The following is a 21976-nucleotide window of genomic DNA, read 5'->3' on the forward strand; positions in this document are numbered from 1 at the left end:
GGCCTGTCGCTTGGGTCAGGCCGGGCCCGCTCACTCCCCGGTGTCCGTGCCGGCCGGCGGGTTCTGCTGTGCCGGGGCGTTGTCCGTGCCCGCCGGGCCCGGGGCGGTGCTGCTGCCGTCGCCCGCCTCCGACGGGATGGGAGTGGGCGACGGAGGCGCCGGGTCGGCCGCGGAATCCGACGGGGTCGGCGTCGGGGTCGGGTCCGCCGTCGGGCTCTCGTCCCGGTCCGTTTCCGGGCTCCGGCTCCGTCCGCCCGGCTCCTGGCCGGTGCCGGGAGCGGAGCTGCCGCTCCGGTCCGGGGCGGGCCGGTCGTCCCGGCCGGGGTCCGTGCTGTGCGACGGCGTCGGGTCGGCGGGCGCCGATCCGCGCTCGCCGCGTACGACGGAGCCCACGGTGGTTCCCTGACCGCCGCTCAGGTCGTTGCCCGAGACCAGCTCGAACGTGGTGATCCCGGCCATCGAGACGGCGAACACCACGGCGGCGCCGAGCGCCGAGCGCTTCCAGCCGCGGATCCGGGTGCCGTGCGTGGTCGCCTGCGTGAACTCCTCGTCCCCGGCCCCGGAAGCCGTCGCGAGCGGCCGGGTTCCGTCGACCGTTCCGATCAGCTGGGTGCGTGCGGGGTCCTGCGACACCTTGCGCAGGACGGTGGTCTCGTCCACGGCGCGCAGCACGGTGGTGGCGTCCGCGTCCTGGGGCGCGGTCGCCGCGTCCGGCCGGCGCAGGAGCCTCGTGGCGTCCATCGCGGACGGCACCGCGGCGGCGTCGGCGGATCCGGCCGGCTCCCGCAGGGCGACACGCGTCTGGCGGGTGTGCACGGTCACCTCGCGGTCCGGGTGCTTCACCTGGACCGTGACCTCGCGGATCTGTTCACCCGTACGACGGAAGAAGTGCTGGAAGACCGAGCCCCCGCAGGTCGCCACGATGCTCATCACCCCGGCGCCGAGAATCGTTCCGTACACGCCCAGTTGTGAGGCCGCCACCGCCGCAGCGACCGCAGCGACCGCACTGCCCGCGACCTGGGGCAGGCTGAGATCGATCCGCCTTTCTCTGGGTTCTATGTCACTTTCCGGCTTCTGCACCATTTCCAGCCCTTGATTGACATCGCTCCCACCATGCAACAGAAGGGACATTTGAGCGAAGCCGATAGTTCCGTTTACGGTGATTCTGTGAAGCAGGACACGCGAGAGGGTCATCCCGCCTTCAGCGGGGCAGCTCAACTCCCGTACCTCGCGAGAACTTCAGCGGCGCGGCGGTCCACCCACATGGCCCGAATGGAGTACTGTGGCGAGCCCTGGGGCCGGACTCCCGCGTGGAAGTCCGGAACCTTCGGGAGGGGGCCGAAGGAGGCACTCGATCCGGCGGCGCCGCGGCATCGCACGGGGGCCGGCTGCACAGAGTGACCAACTGATACTTTGTGTTGCGCAAGAGGTCACCGTGCCAGACCGGCGATCAAGGGCTCACGCCCGACACGCCGGGCAACACGGCAATGTTGTGGCAGGCTGCACCCGGGCAGGTCACACTCGACTAGCGGAAGCAGCGACGCACGTGACGTCGGCAGGCACCACCCGGGAGGTCCCCATGCCCGAACTGCGTGTCGTGGCCGTCTCCAACGACGGCACACGACTGGTGCTCAAGGCTGCAGACAGCACGGAGTACACCCTCCCGATCGACGAGCGGCTGCGAGCCGCCGTGCGCAACGACCGGGCACGGCTCGGTCAGATCGAGATCGAGGTGGAGAGCCACCTCCGCCCCCGCGACATCCAGGCCCGGATAAGGGCCGGCGCGTCGGCGGAGGAAGTCGCCCAGTTCGCCGGGATCCCGGTCGACCGCGTCCGCCGCTTCGAGGGCCCCGTACTCGCGGAGCGCGCCTTCATGGCCGAGCGCGCCCGGAAGACCCCGGTGCGCCGCCCCGGCGAGAACACCGGACCCCAGCTCGGCGAGGCGGTGCAGGAGCGCCTCCTGCTGCGCGGCGCCGACAAGGAGACCGTCCAGTGGGACTCCTGGCGCCGCGACGACGGCACCTGGGAGGTCCTCCTGGTGTACCGGGTCGCCGGTGAGCCGCACTCCGCGAGCTGGACGTACGACGCCCCGCGCCGGCTCGTCCAGGCGGTGGACGACGAGGCGCGCTCGCTGATCGGTGAGACCGACGACGTCGCCGCGCCCGAACCGAGCTTCCCGTTCGTCCCGCGGATCGCCCGGCTGCCGCGCGACCGGCCGCTGGACCGCGCCCTGGACCGCCAGATCGAGCGTCCCGCGCCGCCTCCGCCGCCGGAGCCGGAGGAGCGCGTCGGCGGGGTCACCGCAAGCGAACGCGATTCGCTGACCAGCCTCCTGGAGGCCGTGCCCAGCTTCCGGGGCGACATGGTCGTACCGGAGCGCCCCGCCCCGCCCGAGCCGCCGGCCATCGAACCGGCCGCGCAGGAGCCGGAGGCCGAGGAGCCGCCGGCCGCCTCCGCGGGCGCCGGTTCCGCCTACGCGGATGTGCTGATGCCGCGCGCGGTGGCCGGTCACCGCGACCGGCTGACCGGCACGACCGACCGGCAGGCCGAGGCGGACGGCGTCCGGCCGGGCCGCCGGGCAGCGGTGCCGAGCTGGGACGAAATCGTCTTCGGCACGCGCCGCAAGAAGCAGGACTGACCGGGGTGACCGCGGCATGACGGGGGCCCGTACGCGCTTGCGTACGGGCCCCTTCACGCTGCGTCGACGTAACCCCGCCACCCGGTTACGGCCCACCGTCCCGTTACCGGGGCTCGGGGCCCGTGGCGACCGGCCGGGTCTCGTCGGCCGACCACTGGGACCAGGAGCCCGCGTAGAGAGCAGCGGTGAACCCGGCGACCTCCAGGGCCAGCACCTCGTGCGCGCCCGAGACGCCGGAGCCGCAGTAGACGCCGACGTCCACGGCGTCCCCGTCGGCGCCCAGTCCGGTGAAGCGTGCGGCCAGCGCCTCCGCCGGCAGGAAGCGCCCGTCCGATCCGACGTTCTCCACCGTGGGGGCGGAGACCGCGCCGGGGATGTGTCCGCCCACCCGGTCGATCGGCTCCACATCGCCCCGGTAGCGCTCGGCGGCCCGTGCGTCGAGCAGCAGGCCCGAGCGCGCCAGGGCCGCCGCGCCGTCCGCGTCCAGCAGCGGCAGCGCTCCCGGCTCGGGAACGAAGTCGCCCTCCGCGGGGACCGGGGTCTCCTTGGACAGCTCGCCGGTCCAGGCTGCGAGACCGCCGTCCAGCACCCGGACGTCCCGGTGCCCCGTCCAGCGCAGCAGCCACCAGGCGCGGGCCGCCGCCCAGCCCTGGCCGCCGTCGTACACGATCACCGAGCTGTCCCGGCCGACCCCGGCGCGGCGCATCACGGCGCCGAATTCAGCCGGGTCCGGAAGCGGGTGGCGGCCGCCGTCGCCCGCCGGGCCGGCGAGCTCGCTGTCCAGGTCGACGTAGACCGCCCCGGGGATGTGCCCGGCCTCGTAGTCGGGCCGGCCGGGCGGACCGCCCAGTTGCCAACGTACGTCCAGGAGCACCGGCGGCCGAGGCCCCGCCGACTCGCTCGCACATTCGGATGCGGAGATGATGGGCTTCATGGGAGCCATCCTCGCGCAGTGGCCTGCCCGCCCGTAACAACGAAGAAATGGTCGTACCTGCACAAAGCGGAGCCTCGTCCGTCGAGATCACGGAAAGTGCGGCGCGGCCGGGGCGCAACGAGCGCCGGGTGGTGCGAGCATCTGCGCGGGGCGTACACATCCCGTACCGCACGACGGCGCGCAGGCCCGTTCCCCCGTACGGCCACCACGATGGTCCGAGGAGATAGTGACGATGACCGAGGCTGCCGCTCGGCGTACACCCGGAACACCTTGCTGGGTGAGCCTGATCGTGCACGGCCTGGACACGACCCAGAACTTCTACGCCGAACTGTTCGGCTGGGAGTTCGGACCGGGCCCGGAGCAGCTGGGCCCGTACGTCCGGGCGCTGATCGACGGCGAGGAGGTGGCCGGCATCGGGCAGCTCTCTCCCGACCGGCACCTGCCGATCGCCTGGACGACCTACCTGGCCACCGACGACGCCGATCTCACGGCGGAGACGATCCGTGCCTGCGGCGGCACGGTCGGTGTCGGGCCGCTGGACGCGGGCGAGGCGGGCCGGATGGCCATCGCCTCCGACCCGGGCGGAGCCGTCTTCGGGATCTGGCAGGCAGGCCGGCACATCGGCACCTCACTGGCCGGAGCGCCCGGAATGCCGGTCTGGAACGAGCTGGTGACCCGGGAGACGGCGACGGTCGCCAAGTTCTACCAGGCGGTCTTCGGCTACGGGACGGAGGCCGTGGTCTCGGCCGACTTCGACTACCAGACCCTGCACCTGAACGGCCGCCCGGTCGCGTCGCTGCACGGGGTCGGCCACGGCCTGCCGAGGGACCGCGGCCCGCACTGGATGACGTACTTCGAGGTCGCCGACACGGACGAGGCCGCGCAGCACGTGGTGGAGCTCGGCGGGCACATCCTCCAGGCCCCCAGGGAGGGCGCTTCCGGCAGGGTGGCGCTGGTCGCCGATCCCGAGGGTGCGGCGTTCACGATCGTGCGGTCCGCGAAGCGCTGAGAGGGAGACGGAGGGGCCGGCGACGGCTCGCGGCCCCTCGTTCCCGACGTGCGCGCTACCGCTGCGCCGCGAGCCAGTCGTACCAGTGGCTCAGGCCCTCGCCGGTGGTCGCGGAGACCGTCAGCACGCGCACGTCCGGGTTGACCGAGCGCGCGTGCCGTGTGCACTGCTCGACGTCGAAGTCGACGTAGGGCAGCAGATCGGCCTTGTTGATCAGGATCAGGTCGGCGGCCGCGAACATGTACGGGTACTTCAGCGGCTTGTCCGTGCCCTCGGTGACGGAGATGATCACGGCCTTGGCGCGCTCGCCCAGGTCGAACAGGGCAGGGCGGACCAGGTTCCCGACGTTCTCCACCATGAGCGGCGAGCCCTGGGCCGGGGACAGCGCGGTCAGCGCGTCCCGCATCATCTCCGCGTCCAGGTGGCAGCCCGCTCCGGTGTTCACCTGCACCACGGCGCAGCCGGTGCGGCCGATCCGGTCGGCGTCGAGCCGGGTCTCCTGATCGCCCTCGACGACGGCCACCGGGCGGCGGCCGGCGAGATCGGTGATGGTGCGTTCGAGCAGGGTGGTCTTGTCGGCGCCGGGTGAGCTCATCATGTTGACGGCCACGACACCGCGCTCCGTCATCCACGTCCGGTTGCGCTCCGCGAGGAGGTCGTTCTTGGCGAGCACCCGCTGCTCGATGGTGACGGTCTCGACGGCGACGTCCGGCTGAACGCCCGGGTGCGGGTGCGGGTGCGGGTGCTCGTGCGGGTGTGGATGCGGGTGGCCGTGATCCGCTTCGCCGTCCTCGCGCAGCATCGTGATCCGGGTCCCGCCGGACTCCTCGGAGCAACCGCAGGTGCCACACATGGTTCAGCCCACTCTCGTGGAAACGATCTGCAGTTCCTGTCCCGATGTGATCTCCACATCCGCGCTGCCGCAGGGACACAGCAGAATCAGGTCGGTCAGGGTGAATTCGACAGCGCAGGTACGGCAACGGCCGGTCCCGGGCGGCTGCTCGATCTCCAGCTCGGCGCCCTCCGCGGCCGTTCCCTCGGTGACCAGGCCGAAGCAGAAGCGCATCGAGTCCGGCACCACGGCGGTGAGGACACCGACGCGGACGCGGACGGTACGGACCGGACGCCCCCCGTCGCGCTCGCACACCGAGTCGACGACGCTCTGTGTGATGGCCAGCTCGTGCACCGGTGCCTCGTCCTTCCTGGGGTGGCTCCGACCGTAGGGCGGCGGTCGGCCGCGCCCGCCCCGACCGGACCGGCGCCGGGCCGGATCACCCGACCGGTCCACGGGCCTGCGGTCATTCGGCCCCCGCGAACGGGGCGGCACGGGAATTCCCCGTGTTGCCGGTCCACCCGAATCGGGGCGTGATGGTAGCAATGTGCGCGTACCCATCCGTGGGGGCCTATGGCCCGGTGGGTCATCATCCTGAAAGGCGGCACCTCCATGCCGACAGAGGAAGCGGTAGAAGCGGAGGACACCCTGATCCACGTTCTGTGGATCAATGCCGGGCTGAGCTGTGACGGCGATTCCGTTTCGCTGACGGCGGCTACTCAGCCGCTCATCGATTTCGAGTGCGGCCCCAACGGCGGTGCCGACGACTTCCTCGAATGGTTCTTCAAGGCCGACCGGGAGGGAACTCGAACCGTTCGTCCTGGTCGTCGAGGGATCCATTCCTAACGAGCAGTTGCACGACGAGGGGTACTGGTGCGGATTCGGCAACGATCCCGCCACCGGTCAGCCTATGACCACCAGCGAGTGGCTCGACCGGCTGACCCCGAAGGCGACCGCGGTCGTCGCGGTCGGCACCTGCGCGACGTACGGCGGCATCCACGCCATGGCGGGCAACCCGACCGGCGCGATGGGGGTGCCCGACTACCTGGGCTGGGACTGGAAGTACAAGGCCGGCATCCCGACCGTGTGCGTTCCCGGGTGCCCGATCCAGCCGGACAACCTGTCGGAGACGCTCACCTACCTGCTCTACATGGCGACGGAGCAGGCGCCGATGATCCCGCTGGACGACGCGCTGCGGCCGACGTGGCTGTTCGGTTCGATGGTGCACGAGGGCTGTGACCGGGCCGGGTACTACGAGCAGGCCGACTTCGCGACGGAGTACGGCTCGCCCAAGTGCATCGTCAAGCTGGGCTGCTGGGGCCCCACGGTCAAGTGCAACGTGCCCAAGCGCGGCTGGATGAACGGCATCGGCGGCTGCCCCAACGTCGGAGGCATCTGCATCGGCTGCACCATGCCGGGGTTCCCGGACAAGTTCATGCCGTTCATGGACGAGCCGCCGGGCGGAAAGCTCTCGACCAACGCGGTCGGGCCGTACGGCTCCACGATGCGGCGGCTGCGCCACATCACCACCCACACCCTGGACCGCGAACCGAAATGGCGTAAGCCCGGCAGGGAACTCACGACCGGCGCCACACGCACCTGGTAGGTGACCGCGTAAATCACGGCGACAAAGAGAAAGACGAGGCGGCGCACATGACCGCGACGCAAGCCAAGGGTGCCCGGGGAGGCCAGGGAAAGAACGACCTGGTCGAAATGGCGTGGGATCCCATCACCCGGATCGTCGGCAGCCTGGGCATCTACACGAAGATCGATTTCAAGCAGAAGATGGTCGCGGAGACCAACCCCGGGGTGCTGGAGCAGGCCAACCGCACCGAGTCCCCGCACGCCGAGGCCCACGGGTACAAGACCATCGGCGACATCATGCGGTCGCTGAACGTCCCGAAGTGGAGCAACACCATCGAGCGCAACCGGGCGCGCAGCTACTTCCAGGCGTACGCGGCCGCCTGCGCGCTGCACTTCGCGGAGAAGGCGCTCGCGGAGATCAGGTCCGGGAACACCAAGACCTGAGAGAAGTTCGAGGTGCCTGAGGAGGGTGTGGGCTGCGGGTTCACCGAGGCGGTGCGCGGGGTGCTCTCGCACCACATGGTGATCCGGGACGGCAAGATCGCCAACTACCACCCGTACCCGCCGACCCCGTGGAACGCGAGCCCTCGCGACACGTACGGCACGCCGGGCCCGTACGAGGACGCCGTGCAGGGCCAGCCGATCTTCGAGGAGAACGACCGGGAGAACTTCAAGGGCATCGACATCATGCGCACGGTGCGCAGCTTCGACCCCTGTCTGCCGTGCGGCGTGCACATGTACCTCGGCGAGGGCAAGAAGCTGGAACTGCTGCACTCCCCCACCCAGTCCGCGGGCGGCGAGTGATGGCGCGGGAGGACGTCCCGCCGGAGCCCGACTGGCGGGCCACCGGCGACCGCATCGACACCCTGATCGCCGCCAGCGGCGCGGGCGCAGCGAGCGCAGCGAGCGCAGCGAGGAACTGGGCCGGCTGGTCGTCGACTTCTACGGTGCCGGCCTTGAACGGCTGCTCGACCTCGTGCACGAGCAGGGGCGGCTGGACGACGACGTGCTGGCCGCGCTGGCCGGTGACGATCTGGTGGCCAGTGTCCTGCTGGTGCACGGGCTGCACCCGTACGGCGTGGAGACCCGGGTCGAGCAGGCGCTGGAGAGTGTGCGGCCGTATCTGGGTTCGCACGGCGGTGATGTCGAGCTGCTGGACGTCAGCGAGGAGGGCGCGGTCCGGCTGCGGCTGCTGGGCAGTTGCGACGGCTGCCCGTCCTCCCCGGTCACGCTGAAGCTGGCCGTGCGAGGCGCGGTGGAGGCGGCGGCTCCTGAGATCACCTCGATCGAGGTCGAGACCGCCGCGGAGGAGTCCGGGGCGGCGGGCCCGCTGGTGCCGGTGGATTTGCTGTTCGCCCGGCTGCACACCGATGCCGGCGGGGCCGCCGGGGACGGTGCGTCCTGGGAGGTCGTCCCGGAGCTGTCCGCGCTGGAGTCCGGCGCCATGGCCCGGGTCGAGGTCGGCCGGATGCCGGTGGTGGTCTGCCGGGTGAGTGCGGACCTCTTCGCCTTCGAGGACCGGTGCGCGCGCTGCGAGCGGCCGTTCGAGGGTGCGGCGCTGGCGCGGCGGCTGGGCGGTGGCTCGGGGGACGCGATCCTGCGCTGCGCCGGCTGCCGGGCCCACTACGACGTGCGGCGGGCGGGTGTCTGCCTGGACGAGGACGACGCCCATCTGGCCCCGTTGCCGCTGCTCGCGGAGGGCGGCGAGGTCTCCGTATCGGTGCCCGTGACGGTGGCGCCGTGATCGCGGCCGGCCGTTCCGCTTCGCCGGCGTCCACGCTGCTGCGCCTGCGCCGCGACCGGCCGCCGCCCGCCACCGGGGAGCGCTGCGAGATGTGCGCGGAGCCCATCGGGGAAGAGCATCCTCATGTGGTGAACCTGGACAGCCGCGCCCTGATGTGCGGCTGCCGGGCCTGCTACTTGCTGTTCACCGACGAGGGGGCGCGGTTGCGCTACCGGGCGGTGCCCGAGCACTATCTGCACTTCGCCGGGCTGACCGTGGACGGGCGGGCCTGGGACGAGCTGCAGATCCCGGTCGGGCTCGCCTTCCTGTTCCGCAACTCCGTGCAGGACCGGATGGTCGCGTTCTATCCGGGTCCGGCCGGGGCCACCGAGTCGGAACTGCCACTGGACGCCTGAGAGGCCGTCGTCGAGGCGAGCCCGGTCCTGGCCGGACTGCGCCCCGACGTGGAGGCGCTGCTGATCAGGCGCACGGCGGACAGCGGCGGCTCGTGCCATCTGGTGCCGATCGACGCCTGTTACGAGCTGGTGGGGCAGTTGCGCACGCTGTGGCGCGGCTTCGACGGCGGTTCGGAGGCGCGCACCGCGATGGACGCCTTCTTCGCCCGGGTGGCGGACCGCAGCCGTCCCGCCGAGGGGGCCGTGGCGCCGTGAACGACTTCGCGTTCTCCGTACTCAACATCTTCGCCGAGCCGTACGCGGCCTCGCCACAGCTGACGGCGAGGCTCCGGATCGAGGAGCGGACGGGCCGGCGAATCCACGCCGTGGCGCTGCACTGCCAGGTCCGGATCGAGCCGCAGCGGCGCCACTACGACGATGCCGAACAGAGCGGTCTGCACGCCCTGTTCGGTGGCCGGGAACGCTGGACGGACACCCTGAAGCCGTTCCAGTGGATGAGCTGCGACACCACGGTGCAGGGGTTCAGCGGGGCGACGGAGACCGACCTCGCGCTGCCCTGCACCTACGACTTCGACGTGATCGGCTCCCGCTATCTGCACGCCCTCGGCGAGGGTTCTGTCCCGCTGGCCCTGATGTTCTCCGGCACGGTCTTCACCCGGGGCAGCAAGGGCTTCGGGGTCGAGCAGGTGCCGTGGGACTGCGAGGCCCGGTACGCCATGCCGGTCGAGGTGTGGCGGCGCATGGTGGCGGCGCACTTCCCGAACACCGGGTGGATCAGGCTGGACCACGAGGTGCTGGCGCGCTTCGCCGACTTCCGGGCCCGACGCGGGCTGATCAGCTGGGACGAGACGGTCCAGGCCCTCCTGGACGGGCACGACAAGGTGGGCTCGGTGGGCGTCGAACCGGCATGTCTCGACGAGGTGGTACCGCGATGAGTCTCGACCAGGTGCGTTCGATCGCGGACGCCGTCCTGTACGAGGGATATCTGCTCTACCCGTACCGGGCGAGCTCCAACAAGAACCGCTCGCGCTGGCAGTTCGGGGTGCTCGGCCCGCCGCACGCGGAGGCGGCGAGCTTCGGTGAGCAGCCGGGGATGGAGACTCAGGTCCTGATGGCACCGCACGACGGGCCGGCCTCGGTCACCGTGCACCTGCGCTTCCTCCAGCTCCAGGTCCGCGAGGTGCGGGCCCTGGACGCGGACGGGGCGGAGGAACCCGTCGACCGGCTGACCGTCGACGGGGTGGAGGTGCTGTCCTGGGACGAGGCGGTCGAGCGGGAAGTCGTGCTGGCCGCGCTGCCGCTGGGCGAGCCGGTGGACACCGTCCACGAGGTCCCCGGCGGTGAGGACAGCGAGCCGCTCACCGACGCGGAGGGCGTGGTGGTGGGCCGGATCGTGCGGCGGCGGCTGCCGCTGACGGTGGGTATCCGTACGGACAGCGTCGTGGACGAGGGGTACACCCGCCTCTCGGTGGCGGTGCGCAACGAGCATCCGGAACCGGCGGCCACCAAGGACGCCGCGATCCGGGCCTCGCTGATCGGCGCGCATCTGCTGCTGCGGGCGCACGACGCGGAGTTCGTCTCCCTGCTCGAACCGCCCGCCACGGCGGCGGACGCGGCGGGACGCTGCCGGCAGAACAGATGCTGGCCGGTGCTCGCCGGTCCGAAGGGGACCACGGACATCCTGCTCGGCGCGCCGATCATCCTGTACGACCACCCGGAGGTCGCCGAGCAGAGCCCCCGGCGCCCTGTTCGACTCGACCGAGATCGACGAGATCCTGACCCTCCGGGTGATGACCATGACGGAGGCGGAGAAGGCCGAGGCGCGGGCCACCGATCCGCGGGCCCGGGAGATCATCGACCGGTGCGACGGCATGTCGCCCGCCGGACTCCAGGAGCTGCACGGGCTGCTGCGCGACCCGCACCTGCCGCGGCCCGCCGCGCACCCCGGGCCCGCCGTCGGCGGACGGGACGTGGAGCCTGCCGCCTTCGACACGTCCGGCGCCCCGTGGTGGGACCCGGCGGCCGATGCCTCGGTGCGGCCGGGGAGCGACGCGGTGGTGATCGACGGGGTCCGGGTGGCCAAGGACAGCCTGGTCCGCGTCCATCCGTCCCGGCGGGCCGACGCGCGGGACCTGTTCTTCGCCGGCCAGGTGGCCCGGGTGACCGCGGTGCTCTCCGACGTGGACGGCGGCACGCACGTCGCCCTGGTCCTCGTCGACGACCCGGCCGCCGACCTGCACGACTGGTACGGCCGCTACTTCTACTTCGCACCCGACGAGCTGACACCGCTGACCGTCGAGGAGACGGCGCGGCACCGAGAGGAGAACCGAGCATGAAGACCCTGGGCATCATCACCGCGGGCCTGGCGGCGGCCGTGGCACTGGTCGCCGTGGGCGTCGGCATCAAGTCGATCCCCGACGTCCGCCGGTATCTGCGCATCCGGTCGATGTGAGCCGCCGGCCCCGATGACGACGAGCGAACCGGGCACGGCCACACGGGTACTGGTGGCCGGCATCGGCAATCTGTTCCTCGGCGACGACGGCTTCGGCCCCGAGGCGGTCCGCCGGCTGTCCCGTGACGGCGGAGTGCCGCCGGAGGTACGGGTGGTGGACTACGGCATCCGAGGCATGCACCTCGCGTACGACGTGCTGGACGGGTACAACGCGCTGGTGCTGGTCGACGCGTACCCGGGTGGCGGCGCGCCCGGGGAGCTGACCGTGCTGCGTATCGGCGCGGAGAACCTCGGTACGGGTGCATTCGACGCCCATGGCATGAATCCGTTCGCTGTCCTTGCAAACCTGGATCAATTGGGCGGTACTCTTCCGCTCACTTTACCTCGTCGGCTGCACACCCGCCGGAGTCGAGGAGGGTATCGGGCTCAGCGAGGCCGTCGAGAACGCGCTGCCCGAGGCCGTCCAGACCGTGCACACCCTGGTCCGGCAGCTCGTGCCGGACCGGCCGCCCGTACCGACCGCGTCCGTGAAAGGCGCCGAACCCCGGAGATCCTGATCATGTGCCTGGCCATTCTTGGCCGCGTCGTGGAGATCGTCGACGGGTATGCGGGCCAGCTGGCTCTGGTCGATGTGGAGGGCGCCAGGCGCCGCGTCAACATCGGCATGCTGGACGAGGCACCCGGCTGCGACGACTGGGTGCTTCTTCACATGGGCTTCGCCGTCGAGCTGATCGACCGGGCGAAGGCCCGCGAGGCCCTGTCGGGTCTGGAGATGATGGGGCGGAGCCGGGCGGAGCGGGTCCGGCGCAGGTTCGAGGTGTGCGGAGTCGTGCAGGGGGTCGGCTTCCGGCCCTTCGTCTACGTCACCGCGTCCGAGCTGATGCTCACGGGCACCGTGACGAACACCGGCGACGGGGTGCTCGCCGAGGTCGAGGGCGACGCGGACGCGGTGGCGGAGTTCGGCCGCCGGCTCCGCAGCGACGCCCCGCCGCTCGCGGTCGTCGTGGACGTGCGCACCAGCGAACAACCGGCCCGGGGCGGTACGGGATTCACCATCGAGGAGTCCGGCGGGGGCGGCGGCCGGTCCCGGACGCTCGTCTCGCGGGACACCGCGACCTGCCGGGACTGCCTCGACGAGCTGGCCGATCCGGCGAACCGGCGCTACCGCCACCCCTTCATCACCTGTACGCACTGCGGCCCCCGGTTCACCATCGTCACCGGCCTCCCGTACGACCGGGCCGCCACCACGATGGCGGACTTCGAGATGTGCGCGGCCTGCCGGGCGGAGTACGAGGACCCGGGCGACCGGCGCTTCCACGCCCAGCCGATCGCGTGCCCCGACTGCGGACCCCGGCTCGAACTGGTCGGCGGCGACGGGGGGTCCCGCTGCCGCGACGAGGACGCGCTGCGGGCCGCGCGGGAGCTGCTCGCCGACGGCGGGATCATCGCGGTCAAGGGGCTCGGCGGCTACCACCTGGTGTGCGACGCGCGGGACGACGCGGCCGTGTCCGAGCTGCGCCGGCGCAAACGGCGCGGCGGCAAGCCGTTCGCGGTCATGGTGGCCGGGCTCGACGTGGCGCGGGAGCTGGTGACCGTGACGGCCGGGGACGAGGAGCTCCTGACCGGTGGCCGCCGACCCATCATCCTGCTCCCCCGGCTTCCCCGCCGGGACGGAGCCGGGTCCGGTGTGTCGGCCGCCGTGGCGCCCGGGAGCCCCGACCTCGGGCTGCTGCTTCCGTACACCCCGCTGCATGTGCTGCTTCTCGGCATCGGTGACGACGGGCCGGGCCCGGACGCGCTGGTGATGACGTCGGCCAACCTGTCGGGCGAGCCGATCGTCACGGACGACGCGGAAGCGCTGACCTCGCTGGCCCCGTTGGTCGACGGCTGGCTGCGGCGCGACCGGCGCATCCAGGTGCCGTGCGACGACTCGGTCAGCCGCTGGGTGGCCGGTGCAGAGCTGCCGGTCCGCCGGTCGCGCGGATACGCCCCGCTGCCGATCGCGCTGCCCTTCGACGTGGAGCCGACGCTCGCCGTGGGCGCCGACCTCAAGAACACCTGCGCGCTGGGCGAGGGCCGTTACGCCTGGCTGAGCCAGCACATCGGTGACATGGACGACCTGTCCACGGTGGAGGCGCTGACCAGGACCGAGAAGCACCTGGAGGATCTCACCGGGGTGGCGCCCGAGCGGCTGGTGGCCGACCGCCACCCCGGCCACCACTGCGCCGGATGGGCCCGCACGCACGCGGCCGGGCGGCCGGTGCGCACGGTCCAGCACCACCACGCGCACATCGCCTCCGTGATGGCCGAGCACGGTCTGGGCGCGGGCGAGCGCGTGATCGGCATCGCCTTCGACGGCACCGGCCACGGCGACGACGGGGCGGCCTGGGGCGGCGAGGTCCTGGTGGCGGACTACGCGTCCTTCCGCAGGGCCGCCCACCTGGGATACGTACCACTGGCCGGGGGCGACGCCAGTGTGCTGCGCCCGTACCGGATGGCTCTCGCCCACCTGTACGCGGCCGGTGTCCCCTGGGATCCGGATCTGCCCTCGGTCGCCGCGTGCCCGGACGCCGAACGCGAGGTGCTGGCGCATCAGTTCGCCACCGGCTTCGGCTGTGTGCCCACCTCGGGCATGGGCCGGCTCTTCGACGCCGTCGCCTCGCTGGCCGGTCTCCGCCACGAGGTGGCTTACGAGGCGGAGGCCGCCATGGAGCTGGAGGGGGCGGCGCGCGGCGGTCAGGGACTCCCCGCGGCCGAGGGCGGCTACCGCTTCGCGATCCGGCCCGGGGCGGGCGAGGAGCCCGCCATCGCGGATCCCGGCCCGGTGGTGCGGGCCGTGGTGTCCGACGTACGGGCGGGTGTCCCCACCGGGCTGATCGCCGCGCGCTTCCACGCCTCGGTCGCCGCACTGATCACCGAGCTCGCGGAGCTCTGCCGCAGGGACACCGGTCTCGGCACCGTGGCTCTGGGCGGCGGTGTCTTCCAGAACGCCGTACTGCTCGAAGCGGCACAACAGAGCCTGACGGAGCGGGGTTTCACCGTTCTGCGGCCGAGGCTGCTGCCGCCGGACGACGGCGGGATCGCACTGGGCCAGCTGATGATCGCCGCGGCGGGCTGACCGCCTCGCACCTCCCGTACCCCAAGGGATCCACAGAGAAGAGGAACGATGTGTCTGGCTGTTCCAGGGCGCGTCCTCAGTACCGCGGAAGTCGACGGCACCGTGATGGCGGGGTGCGCAAGGAGGTGTGCCTCCAGTACATCCCCGATGTGACCGTCGGTGAATACGTCATCGTGCACGTCGGATTCGCCATCCAGCGCCTCGACGAGGCCTCCGCACAGGACACCCTGGCCAACTTCGAACGCCTGGGCATCCTCGCCGAGGAGTTCGGGGACGGCTTCGAACTCGCCGCGCAGCAGCGCACGTCACCCGAAGGAGCCGGCCGGTGAAGTACCTCGAAGAGTTCAGCGACCCCGATCTCGCGAAGAAGCTGATCGACGAGATCCACGCGGCCACCACGCGCGAGTGGGCGATGATGGAGGTCTGCGGCGGCCAGACCCACTCGATCATCCGGCACGGGATCGACCAGCTCCTGCCCGAGGGCGTGGAGATGATCCACGGTCCTGGGTGCCCCGTATGCGTCACCCCGCTGGAGACCATCGACCGCGCGCTGGCGATCGCCGCCCGCCCCGGCGTCATCTTCTGCTCGTTCGGCGACATGCTGCGGGTGCCCGGCAGCAGCCAGGACCTGTTCTCCGTCAAGAGGGCCGGCGGCGACGTACGGGTGGTGTACTCCCCCCTCGACGCGCTGAAGCTGGCCCGCGAGAACCCGGACCGTGAGGTCGTCTTCTTCGGGATCGGGTTCGAGACCACCGCCCCCGCCAACGCCATGACGGTGTACCAGGCCAAGCAGCTCGGGGTGCGGAACTTCTCGCTGCTGGTGTCCCACGTCCTGGTGCCGCCCGCGATCGCCGCGATCATGGAGTCCCAGACCTGCCGGGTGCAGGCCTTCCTCGCCGCCGGTCATGTGTGCAGTGTGATGGGGACGGCCGAATACCCGCCGCTGGCAGAGAAGTACAAGGTGCCGATCGTGGTCACCGGCTTCGAGCCCCCGGACATCCTCGAAGGCGTACGCCGGACCGTCCTCCAGCTCGAAGCGGGCCGCCACGAAGTGGAGAACGCCTACCCCAGGGCCGTGCGCGCCGAGGGCAACGCGCCCGCCATGAAGATGCTCACGGACGTCTTCGAGGTGACGGACCGGACCTGGCGCGGCATCGGGGCGATCCCCCGCAGCGGCTGGCGGCTCTCCGAGAAGTACCGCGAATTCGACGCGGAGCAGCGGTTCGACGTGACGGGCATCCGGACGGCCGAGTCGCCGCTCTGCCGCTCCGGTGAGGTCCTCCAGGGCCTCATCAAGCCGCACCTGTGCGAGGCGTTCGGCAAGGAGTGCACGCCGCGCAACCCGCTCGGCGCGACCATGGTGTCCTCGGAGGGCGCCTGCGCCGCGTACTACACCCACCGCCGCCTGGAACTGGTCGATGCGAAGTGACTGACGCGATGCAGGACCTGACCGCGATGGTGAGCGGTACACCCGGCGCGCCGCCGGTCCGGGCCGGGCTGGACTTCGAGGGGTGGTCCTGCCCCGTACCGCTGCGGGACGTCCCGAACGTCGTGATGGGCCACGGGAGTGGCGGCGCGATGTCCGGCGAGCTGATCGAGCATCTGTTCCTGCCCGCGTACGGGGCGGCGGCGGCCGCCGATCTCGGTGACTCGGCCGTCCTGGCGGTCGGCGCCACCCGGCTCGCCTTCTCGACGGACTCGTACGTGGTGAAGCCGATGTTCTTCCCCGGCGGGTCTATCGGTGACCTGGCGGTGAACGGGACGGTGAACGACCTGGCGATGTCGGGTGCGACGCCGCTGTTCCTGTCGACCGCCTTCATCCTCGCGGAGGGCACGGAGCTGAGCGTCCTCGGCCGGATCGCGCAGGCCGTGGGCCGGGCGGCGGAGGACACCGGCGTACGCCTGGTCACCGGTGACACCAAGGTCGTGGAGCGCGCCAGCGGTGACGGCGTCTATCTCAACACCTCGGGCATCGGTGTGGTGCCGGCCGGTGTCGACATCAACCCGCGCCGGGCCAGGCCCGACGACGCCGTGCTCGTCAGCGGCGACACCGGGGTGCACGGGGTGGCGGTGATGAGCTGCCGCGAAGGGCTGGAGTTCGGCACGACCGTCGAGAGCGACACCGCCGCGCTGCACGGGCTGGTCGCCGCCATGCTCGCCACCGGCAGCGATGTCCATGTGCTGCGGGACCCGACGCGCGGGGGTGTCTCCGCCTCGCTGAACGAGATCGCCCGCGCCTCCGAAGTGGGCATCGAGCTGGTCGAGCGGCTGCTGCCGGTGCCGCCCACGGTGCGGGACGCGTGCAGCCTGCTCGGGCTCGACCCGCTCCAGGTGGCCAACGAGGGCAAGCTGATCGCCATCGTCCCGGCCGAGGACGCGGACCGGGTGCTGGCCGCGATGCGGCCCACCCGCTGGGCCGGTCCGCATGCGCGATCGGCAGCTGCGTACCGGATCACGCGGGGATGGTGGTCGCGCGGACGGGGCTGGGCGGGAGCCGGGTGATCGGTCTGCCGATCGGTGAACAGTTGCCGAGGATCTGCTGAGTGCGTGGCGAACGACTGCCGAGGATCTGCTGAGTGCGTTGCGACGGGCGAGGATCTGCTGAGTGAGTGCTGAGGGCGCGCTGTTGTTCGCGCGATACGCCTACCCGCCCAACGAGCTCGGCTACTGCGGCCCCGCCGACGCGGCGGCGCTGCTGCGCCGGGGGGAGACCGCCGGTACCGAGCGGCGGGCCCGGCAGTTCGAGGGGGCCTGGTGCTATCTGCAGTTCCTCGCGGAGACGGCCGGGATCCCGGACCCGCTCGACGTGCGGGTGGTCGAGGCCTACTGGATCGGCAACGAGCTGCTGGAGCTGGCCGATCCGGCTGCCCTGGTGGAGCGGCTGACCGACCGGTTCCGCGGCCAGCTGGGCGGCACCTGGCGGGAGGCGGCGGGACGGGCCCTGGCCCACCACAGCTTCCAGGTGCGAGGTGTATCCGTGGGCGCGGATGCTGCGGCCGGACGGGAATCCGACCGCGTTGTCCGTACTGGACCGGTGCCGCGTCCGGACGGGCGTGGTGCTCACGGGCGGCACAGAGGTGGCGACCGTCCGGTCCCGTCCGCTGGTCTGGGACGGGACCGGAACCGCTGCCGGGAACTGGCAGGTGGAGACAGTGCGCCTCGCGGCCGGCGGGCGGACGCTGATCGACGGCGTCCGCCCCGGTGACCGGGTGGCGCTGCACTGGGACTGGGTGTGCGATGTGCTCACCGATGAACAGGCCCTGCGCATCGAGTCGTTCGAGGCGCGCACGCGGTGCGGGCTGGGCCTGCTCGTTCCGTAGGCCCGGCGCCCTGCCTCCGAACTCCGGCTTCTGCTTCTGCTTCTGCTTCTGCTTCTGCTTCTGCTTCTGCTTCTGCTTCTGCTTCTGCTTCGGTCAGAGCGAGTTGATCTCCCCCTCGGAGAGCGCTCCGGCCCAGGTGCGCACGTCGTCGATGTCGCCGTATAGGTAGTGGGCCCCGGCCCCGTCGGCGGCCGAGTCCCGCCCGGCCTGGAGGAACCTCACGGTCTCCCAGGCATCGGCCTCCGCGTACGGGGCGCTGGAGGCGAGGGTGCCGTCGATCCAGAGCTGAACCTGGCCGGCCTTCGCGTCGTACTGAAGCAGCAGGGTCTGAGTGCCGCCCGTCGCGGGCCCGCTGATCTCCGTGGTGGCGGCGTCCGGCTCGTCGGCGTGGGCGAGGACGGCCTGCCAGGTCCGGTCGGCCGCGCGGTAACGGAGGGTGAAGGCGTCCGCCTGCCAGCCGTTCTGCGCGAGCACGGCCATGTCACGGCCGGGGGTGCCGTGCAGCCGGACCTTCGCGGAGACGGCCCAGCTCTTCCCGGTGTCGAGCGGCGGGATATCGCTTTCGAGATAGTCGCCGTCGCCGTCCACGTAGAGCCGCGCGGTGCCGGTGGCGGGATCGTAGACCCCGGCGAGGTAGGCCCACTCGCCCGCCTGCAGGGTGCCGCCGGTGACCGCCCGGCTCTCGCCGTCGGCCGAGGGCAGCTCGAAGCTCCAGACGGGATTCCCGGCGGCGTCGGTGGTCGTGCCGAGGGAGGAGTTGGCCGTGCCGCTGATGCCGGACTGGGTGATGGCGGTCATGTCACGGCCGGTCTCCCCGGGGAGCACCCAGACCCCCGCGGTGAAGGCGTGGGTGGTGTCCACGGCGATGCCGTCCGTGTTCACGTAGCTGAAGTCGCCCCCGTCGAAGTACGCGGCGCCGGGCATATTGCCGTCGGGCCCCTGGTCCCCGAACCGGACGCCGGGGCCGGCAGCCCCCTACAGGGCCCCGCCCACGCGGCGGCCCGCTGGGAGCGGTTGGGGTCGTCGAGCCGCCAGGCGGCCACCGGCGGGGTCTCCGTCGCGACCGAGGACTGTTTGTCGGCCGATGCCCGGGGCGTCAGGTGATTGTCGGCGGCCGACGCCGAGGGTGTCGCGGTGACGGCCGCCGACAGCAGTGCGGCGACCAGAGCGGTGCGAGCCGCGAGTCCGACGTGCAAGGTCCCTCCCAGTGTGTGATGAGGGTGGGCAGAGCTCTCCCCGACACACAACAGCCGTCCCGGCACCGGCCCGGCCACCCCCCGCACAACCCCGACCTTAGAACAGGAGTTCGGTCTGACGGGAGATGCGGGCAGCCGGTTTTCGACCATTCGCCTCCATCGATGGCGGACCCGGTGTCAGGCAGGCGACACCGGCAGGACATCGGGCGAGAGCGCACCCGCCCGAGCGGACGCGGCGGTCACCCGGCGCGAGTGGTGGCGGCGGCAGAGGACCTCGTAACCGACCTCGCCCGCCTGGCGGTTCACATCACCGACCACGACCTGAGCGCCCTCGACGACCATCTCGCCCTCTATCGTCCGGGCGTTGTGCGTCGCACGGGCCCCGCACCAGCACAGGGCCTCGACCTGGAGCTGCTCGACCCGGTCCGCCAGCTCGACCAGCCGCTGCGAACCGGGGAACAGCTTCGTACGGAAGTCCGTGGTGATCCCGAAGGCGAAGACGTCCATCTCCAGGTCGTCCACAACGCGGGCCAGTTGATCGATCTGCTCCGGGGCCAGGAACTGCGCCTCGTCCACGATCGCGTAGTCGACCCTGGCGCCCTTGGAGAGCCTGGCCACCACGTACGCGTACAGGTCCATCCCCTCGTCCGCCTCGACCGCGTCCGTCACCAGGCCCAGCCGGGAGGAGAGTTTGCCCTCCCCCGCCCGGTCGTCCCGGGTGAAGATCACGCCCTGGAGGCCCCGCGCCGACCGGTTGTGCCCGATCTGGAGTGCGAGGGTGCTCTTCCCGCAGTCCATGGTTCCGGAGAAGAAAACCAGCTCGGGCATGAGGGGTCGAGCACCTTTCGGGACGGGCGGGGAGGGGTACGGGGCCTGGGCTACGAGCGTACTTCGAGGAGCGGGACGAACTGCTCGACGGGGGTCATCGAGCCGTGCATGCCCACCATCGCGGACTCGTGGGGCTCGTTGTCGGTAGCGGTGATCACCACGTCGTCGTGGGCCGCCGCGACCACGTCACCGATCCGGCCGAGGACGCGCTCGTCGACACGGGGGCCGAACCAGCCCGCCGCGACGGCCTCGTCCCGGCTCGCCACCCAGAACTGCTCGCCGAGCACCTCGCGCCAGACGGCCAGCACATCGGCCTCCGCGCCGGGGACGGCGTACACATGGCGGGCGCGGCCCTCGCCGCCGAGCAGCGCGACGCCCGCCCGCAGCTCCCAGTCCTCGTCGAAGTCGATCCTGGACTGCTCGTCGAACGGGATGTCGATCATGCCGTGGTCGGCGGTGATGTACAGCGCCGAGCGCGGCGGTAGCTGCTCCGCCAGCCGCCTGGCCAGTCCGTCGACGTGCATCAACTGGCCGCGCCAGGCGTCGGAGTCGACGCCGAAGCGGTGACCCATGCCGTCGACCTCGCTGTAGTAGGTGTAGACGAGCGAGCGGTCACCGGCGGCCAGACGTTCGGCCGCGACGTCCATCCGGTCCTCGCCGGTCAGCCGGCCGAGGAACGAGCCGCCGCTGAGCGCCACCTTGGTGAGCGGGGTCTGCTCGAAAGCGGGCGCGGAGACCTGGGCGGTACGCACTCCGGCCGCGTCGGCGAGGGTGAAGACGGTGGGGTGCGGCTGCCAGACCTTCGGCTCCGACCAGGGGCGCCAGCGCAGCTGGTTCATCAGCGCGCCGGTCGCCGGATTGCGCACGGTGTACCCGGTGAGGCCGTGCTCGCCCGGGGGCATCCCGGTCCCGACCGAGGCCAGCGAGGTCGCGGTGGTCGCCGGGAAGCCGGCCGTGATCGGGCGGCCCGTACCGCCGCGCGAGGTGGGCAGCAGCGAGTACAGGAAGGGCGCCTCGTCGGGATGGGACCGGATCTGCTCCCAGCCGAGGCCGTCGATCAGGAAGACGCAGTTGCGGTCGGCGGGCGTGAGCTCCGCGATCGCGGGCGTGAAACCCGCCACCCCCTGACCCGCGACGAGCGTGGGCAGCAGATCGGCCAGCGAGCCGCTGCCGTACTCGGGCACGGGGGCGGTGTCGATGCCCAGTGGTACGGGATCCTGCCAGGCCGGCTGGGCCATCAGCGGTCGGCCGCGGCGGTGGCGGCGGTGGCCTCTGAGAGCGCCTGGGCGAAGGCGAGGGTCTGGCGCACGGTGTCGGGGCCGTCGCCGGCCTCGCTGACCCGCAGGCTCAGGTCGTCGGCGGTGGAGCTGCCGGTGTAGCCGTGGTCCGCCTCGCAGTTGGGGTCGCCGCAGGCGGCGGGCTCCAGGTCGATCCGGGAGACCGCGCCCCAGCCGATGGTCAGGACGACCTCGCGGGGCAGCGTGCCGGGCACGTACTTCTCCGGGTTGGCCACCACGCGGCTCACCACGACCGAGGAGATCCGGTCGAGCTTGACCGACTCGGTGGAGGTGGTGGCGTAGGGCGTCGGGGAGCTGGTGTCGGCGTTCTGCTCGTCTGTGTGGCTGACGACGAAACGGTTGTCCGTGAGTACCAGGACGGTGACGTGCCGGCGCACCTCGTTGGAGTCGAAGGTGGTCTCCTGGTGCACCAGGTACGAAGCGACCGGCTCACCGCCCACGGCGGCCTCCACCGCCTCGGCCACGAGGGCCGGGTAGTAGCCACTGCGCTCGATCGCCGCGCGCAGCCCCTGGGTCGTCGTACCGGTCTTAGCCATACGGACCATCCTACGGGGGGCTGGTGGCTGCCGGGGACGCCTCCCGCCCGCCCCGTGCCGAACGGCGTCCGTGGACGGCGCGGGCCCGGCGG

Annotated in this window: 17 protein-coding genes and 6 pseudogenes; 14 read left to right on the forward strand and 9 right to left on the reverse strand. The window is 71.8% G+C overall.

The window, feature by feature from the left end:
• Positions 1-30 precede the first annotated feature (30 nt).
• On the reverse strand, positions 31-1083 hold the full coding sequence (locus RLT59_RS08175) for a hypothetical protein (RefSeq protein ID WP_311302803.1): 1053 nt from the start codon (positions 1081-1083) through the stop codon (positions 31-33).
• Between the two features lie 496 nt (positions 1084-1579).
• Between RLT59_RS08175 and sepH the strand changes: the two genes are divergently transcribed.
• On the forward strand, positions 1580-2638 hold the full coding sequence (gene sepH / locus RLT59_RS08180; RefSeq protein ID WP_311302804.1) for a septation protein SepH: 1059 nt from the start codon (positions 1580-1582) through the stop codon (positions 2636-2638).
• Between the two features lie 103 nt (positions 2639-2741).
• Here the strand turns inward: sepH and RLT59_RS08185 are convergent, their stop codons facing one another.
• Positions 2742-3572, reverse strand: coding sequence for a sulfurtransferase (locus RLT59_RS08185; RefSeq protein ID WP_311302805.1), 831 nt, complete (start codon positions 3570-3572; stop codon positions 2742-2744).
• A 232-nt stretch (positions 3573-3804) separates the two neighbouring features.
• Here RLT59_RS08185 and RLT59_RS08190 point away from each other — a divergent pair, with 232 nt between their 5' ends.
• Entirely contained in the window at positions 3805-4581 is a 777-nt protein-coding gene (locus RLT59_RS08190; RefSeq protein WP_311302806.1) for a VOC family protein, read from the forward strand.
• A gap of 55 nt (positions 4582-4636) precedes the next feature.
• Here the strand turns inward: RLT59_RS08190 and hypB are convergent, their stop codons facing one another.
• The gene (gene hypB, locus RLT59_RS08195; protein WP_311302807.1) at positions 4637-5434 is read right to left on the reverse strand and encodes a hydrogenase nickel incorporation protein HypB; all 798 of its coding nucleotides are present in this window, start codon (positions 5432-5434) and stop codon (positions 4637-4639) included.
• Between the two features lie 3 nt (positions 5435-5437).
• Positions 5438-5767 (reverse strand): hydrogenase maturation nickel metallochaperone HypA/HybF, encoded by a 330-nt coding sequence (locus RLT59_RS08200; RefSeq protein ID WP_311302808.1) that lies wholly within the window; start codon positions 5765-5767, stop codon positions 5438-5440.
• Between the two features lie 258 nt (positions 5768-6025).
• On the opposite strand from RLT59_RS08200, the pseudogene RLT59_RS08205 reads away from it, so the two are divergent.
• The 5 genes and pseudogenes from RLT59_RS08205 (at position 6026) to RLT59_RS08225 (ending at position 10071) form a co-directional block, all read left to right on the forward strand.
• Positions 6026-7019, forward strand: a pseudogene (locus RLT59_RS08205) (hydrogenase expression protein HypE).
• Between the two features lie 290 nt (positions 7020-7309).
• Positions 7310-7801, forward strand: a pseudogene (locus RLT59_RS08210) (nickel-dependent hydrogenase large subunit); the annotation flags it as partial.
• A 172-nt stretch (positions 7802-7973) separates the two neighbouring features.
• Positions 7974-8741 carry a NifU family protein gene (locus tag RLT59_RS08215; protein WP_311302809.1) on the forward strand — a complete coding sequence of 256 codons (768 nt, stop codon included), beginning with the start codon at positions 7974-7976 and terminating at the stop codon, positions 8739-8741.
• Positions 8742-8830: 89 nt separating this feature from the next.
• Positions 8831-9391 (forward strand): annotated as a pseudogene (locus RLT59_RS08220) (DUF5947 family protein).
• Complete coding sequence (locus RLT59_RS08225) at positions 9388-10071, forward strand: DUF6084 family protein (RefSeq protein ID WP_311302810.1); 684 nt, start codon at positions 9388-9390, stop codon at positions 10069-10071. The pseudogene RLT59_RS08220 and the gene RLT59_RS08225 overlap by 4 nt, the downstream one beginning before the upstream one ends.
• Before the next feature lie 166 nt (positions 10072-10237).
• Here RLT59_RS08225 and RLT59_RS08230 read toward each other — a convergent pair whose 3' ends face one another.
• The gene (locus tag RLT59_RS08230; protein ID WP_311302811.1) at positions 10238-10837 is read right to left on the reverse strand and encodes a hypothetical protein; all 600 of its coding nucleotides are present in this window, start codon (positions 10835-10837) and stop codon (positions 10238-10240) included.
• An 89-nt stretch (positions 10838-10926) separates the two neighbouring features.
• On the opposite strand from RLT59_RS08230, the gene RLT59_RS08235 reads away from it, so the two are divergent.
• From RLT59_RS08235 to RLT59_RS08260, 7 genes and pseudogenes are all read left to right on the forward strand, one after another.
• Positions 10927-11472: a hypothetical protein gene (locus tag RLT59_RS08235; protein WP_311302812.1), complete on the forward strand. Its 546-nt coding sequence runs from the start codon at positions 10927-10929 to the stop codon at positions 11470-11472.
• Entirely contained in the window at positions 11469-11588 is a 120-nt protein-coding gene (locus RLT59_RS39330) for a DUF6893 family small protein (protein WP_371630768.1), read from the forward strand. Before RLT59_RS08235 ends, RLT59_RS39330 begins: the two co-directional genes overlap by 4 nt.
• Before the next feature lie 13 nt (positions 11589-11601).
• Positions 11602-14706 carry a carbamoyltransferase HypF gene (gene hypF / locus RLT59_RS08240; protein WP_311302813.1) on the forward strand — a complete coding sequence of 1035 codons (3105 nt, stop codon included), beginning with the start codon at positions 11602-11604 and terminating at the stop codon, positions 14704-14706.
• Between the two features lie 48 nt (positions 14707-14754).
• Positions 14755-15035, forward strand: a pseudogene (locus RLT59_RS08245) (HypC/HybG/HupF family hydrogenase formation chaperone).
• Entirely contained in the window at positions 15032-16135 is a 1104-nt protein-coding gene (hypD, locus tag RLT59_RS08250; RefSeq protein WP_311302814.1) for a hydrogenase formation protein HypD, read from the forward strand. The pseudogene RLT59_RS08245 and the gene hypD overlap by 4 nt, the downstream one beginning before the upstream one ends.
• Before the next feature lie 26 nt (positions 16136-16161).
• Positions 16162-17249 (forward strand): annotated as a pseudogene (gene hypE, locus RLT59_RS08255) (hydrogenase expression/formation protein HypE).
• Positions 17250-17311: 62 nt separating this feature from the next.
• Positions 17312-18026, forward strand: a pseudogene (locus tag RLT59_RS08260) (DUF6390 family protein).
• Between the two features lie 93 nt (positions 18027-18119).
• Here RLT59_RS08260 and RLT59_RS08265 read toward each other — a convergent pair.
• The 4 genes from RLT59_RS08265 to RLT59_RS08280 form a co-directional block, all read right to left on the reverse strand.
• A complete protein-coding gene (locus RLT59_RS08265) occupies positions 18120-18950 on the reverse strand; it encodes a LamG-like jellyroll fold domain-containing protein (RefSeq protein WP_311302815.1) in 831 nt (276 codons plus the stop codon).
• Between the two features lie 449 nt (positions 18951-19399).
• The gene (locus tag RLT59_RS08270) at positions 19400-20050 is read right to left on the reverse strand and encodes a thymidine kinase (protein ID WP_311302816.1); all 651 of its coding nucleotides are present in this window, start codon (positions 20048-20050) and stop codon (positions 19400-19402) included.
• A 50-nt stretch (positions 20051-20100) separates the two neighbouring features.
• Positions 20101-21288: an alkaline phosphatase family protein gene (locus tag RLT59_RS08275; RefSeq protein WP_311302817.1), complete on the reverse strand. Its 1188-nt coding sequence runs from the start codon at positions 21286-21288 to the stop codon at positions 20101-20103.
• On the reverse strand, positions 21288-21884 hold the full coding sequence (locus tag RLT59_RS08280) for a DUF5998 family protein (protein ID WP_024490532.1): 597 nt from the start codon (positions 21882-21884) through the stop codon (positions 21288-21290). The genes RLT59_RS08275 and RLT59_RS08280 overlap by 1 nt, the downstream gene beginning before the upstream one ends.
• Positions 21885-21976: the final 92 nt, after the last annotated feature.

It is taken from the genome of Streptomyces sp. ITFR-6 (assembly GCF_031844725.1).
Classification (GTDB): domain Bacteria; phylum Actinomycetota; class Actinomycetes; order Streptomycetales; family Streptomycetaceae; genus Streptomyces.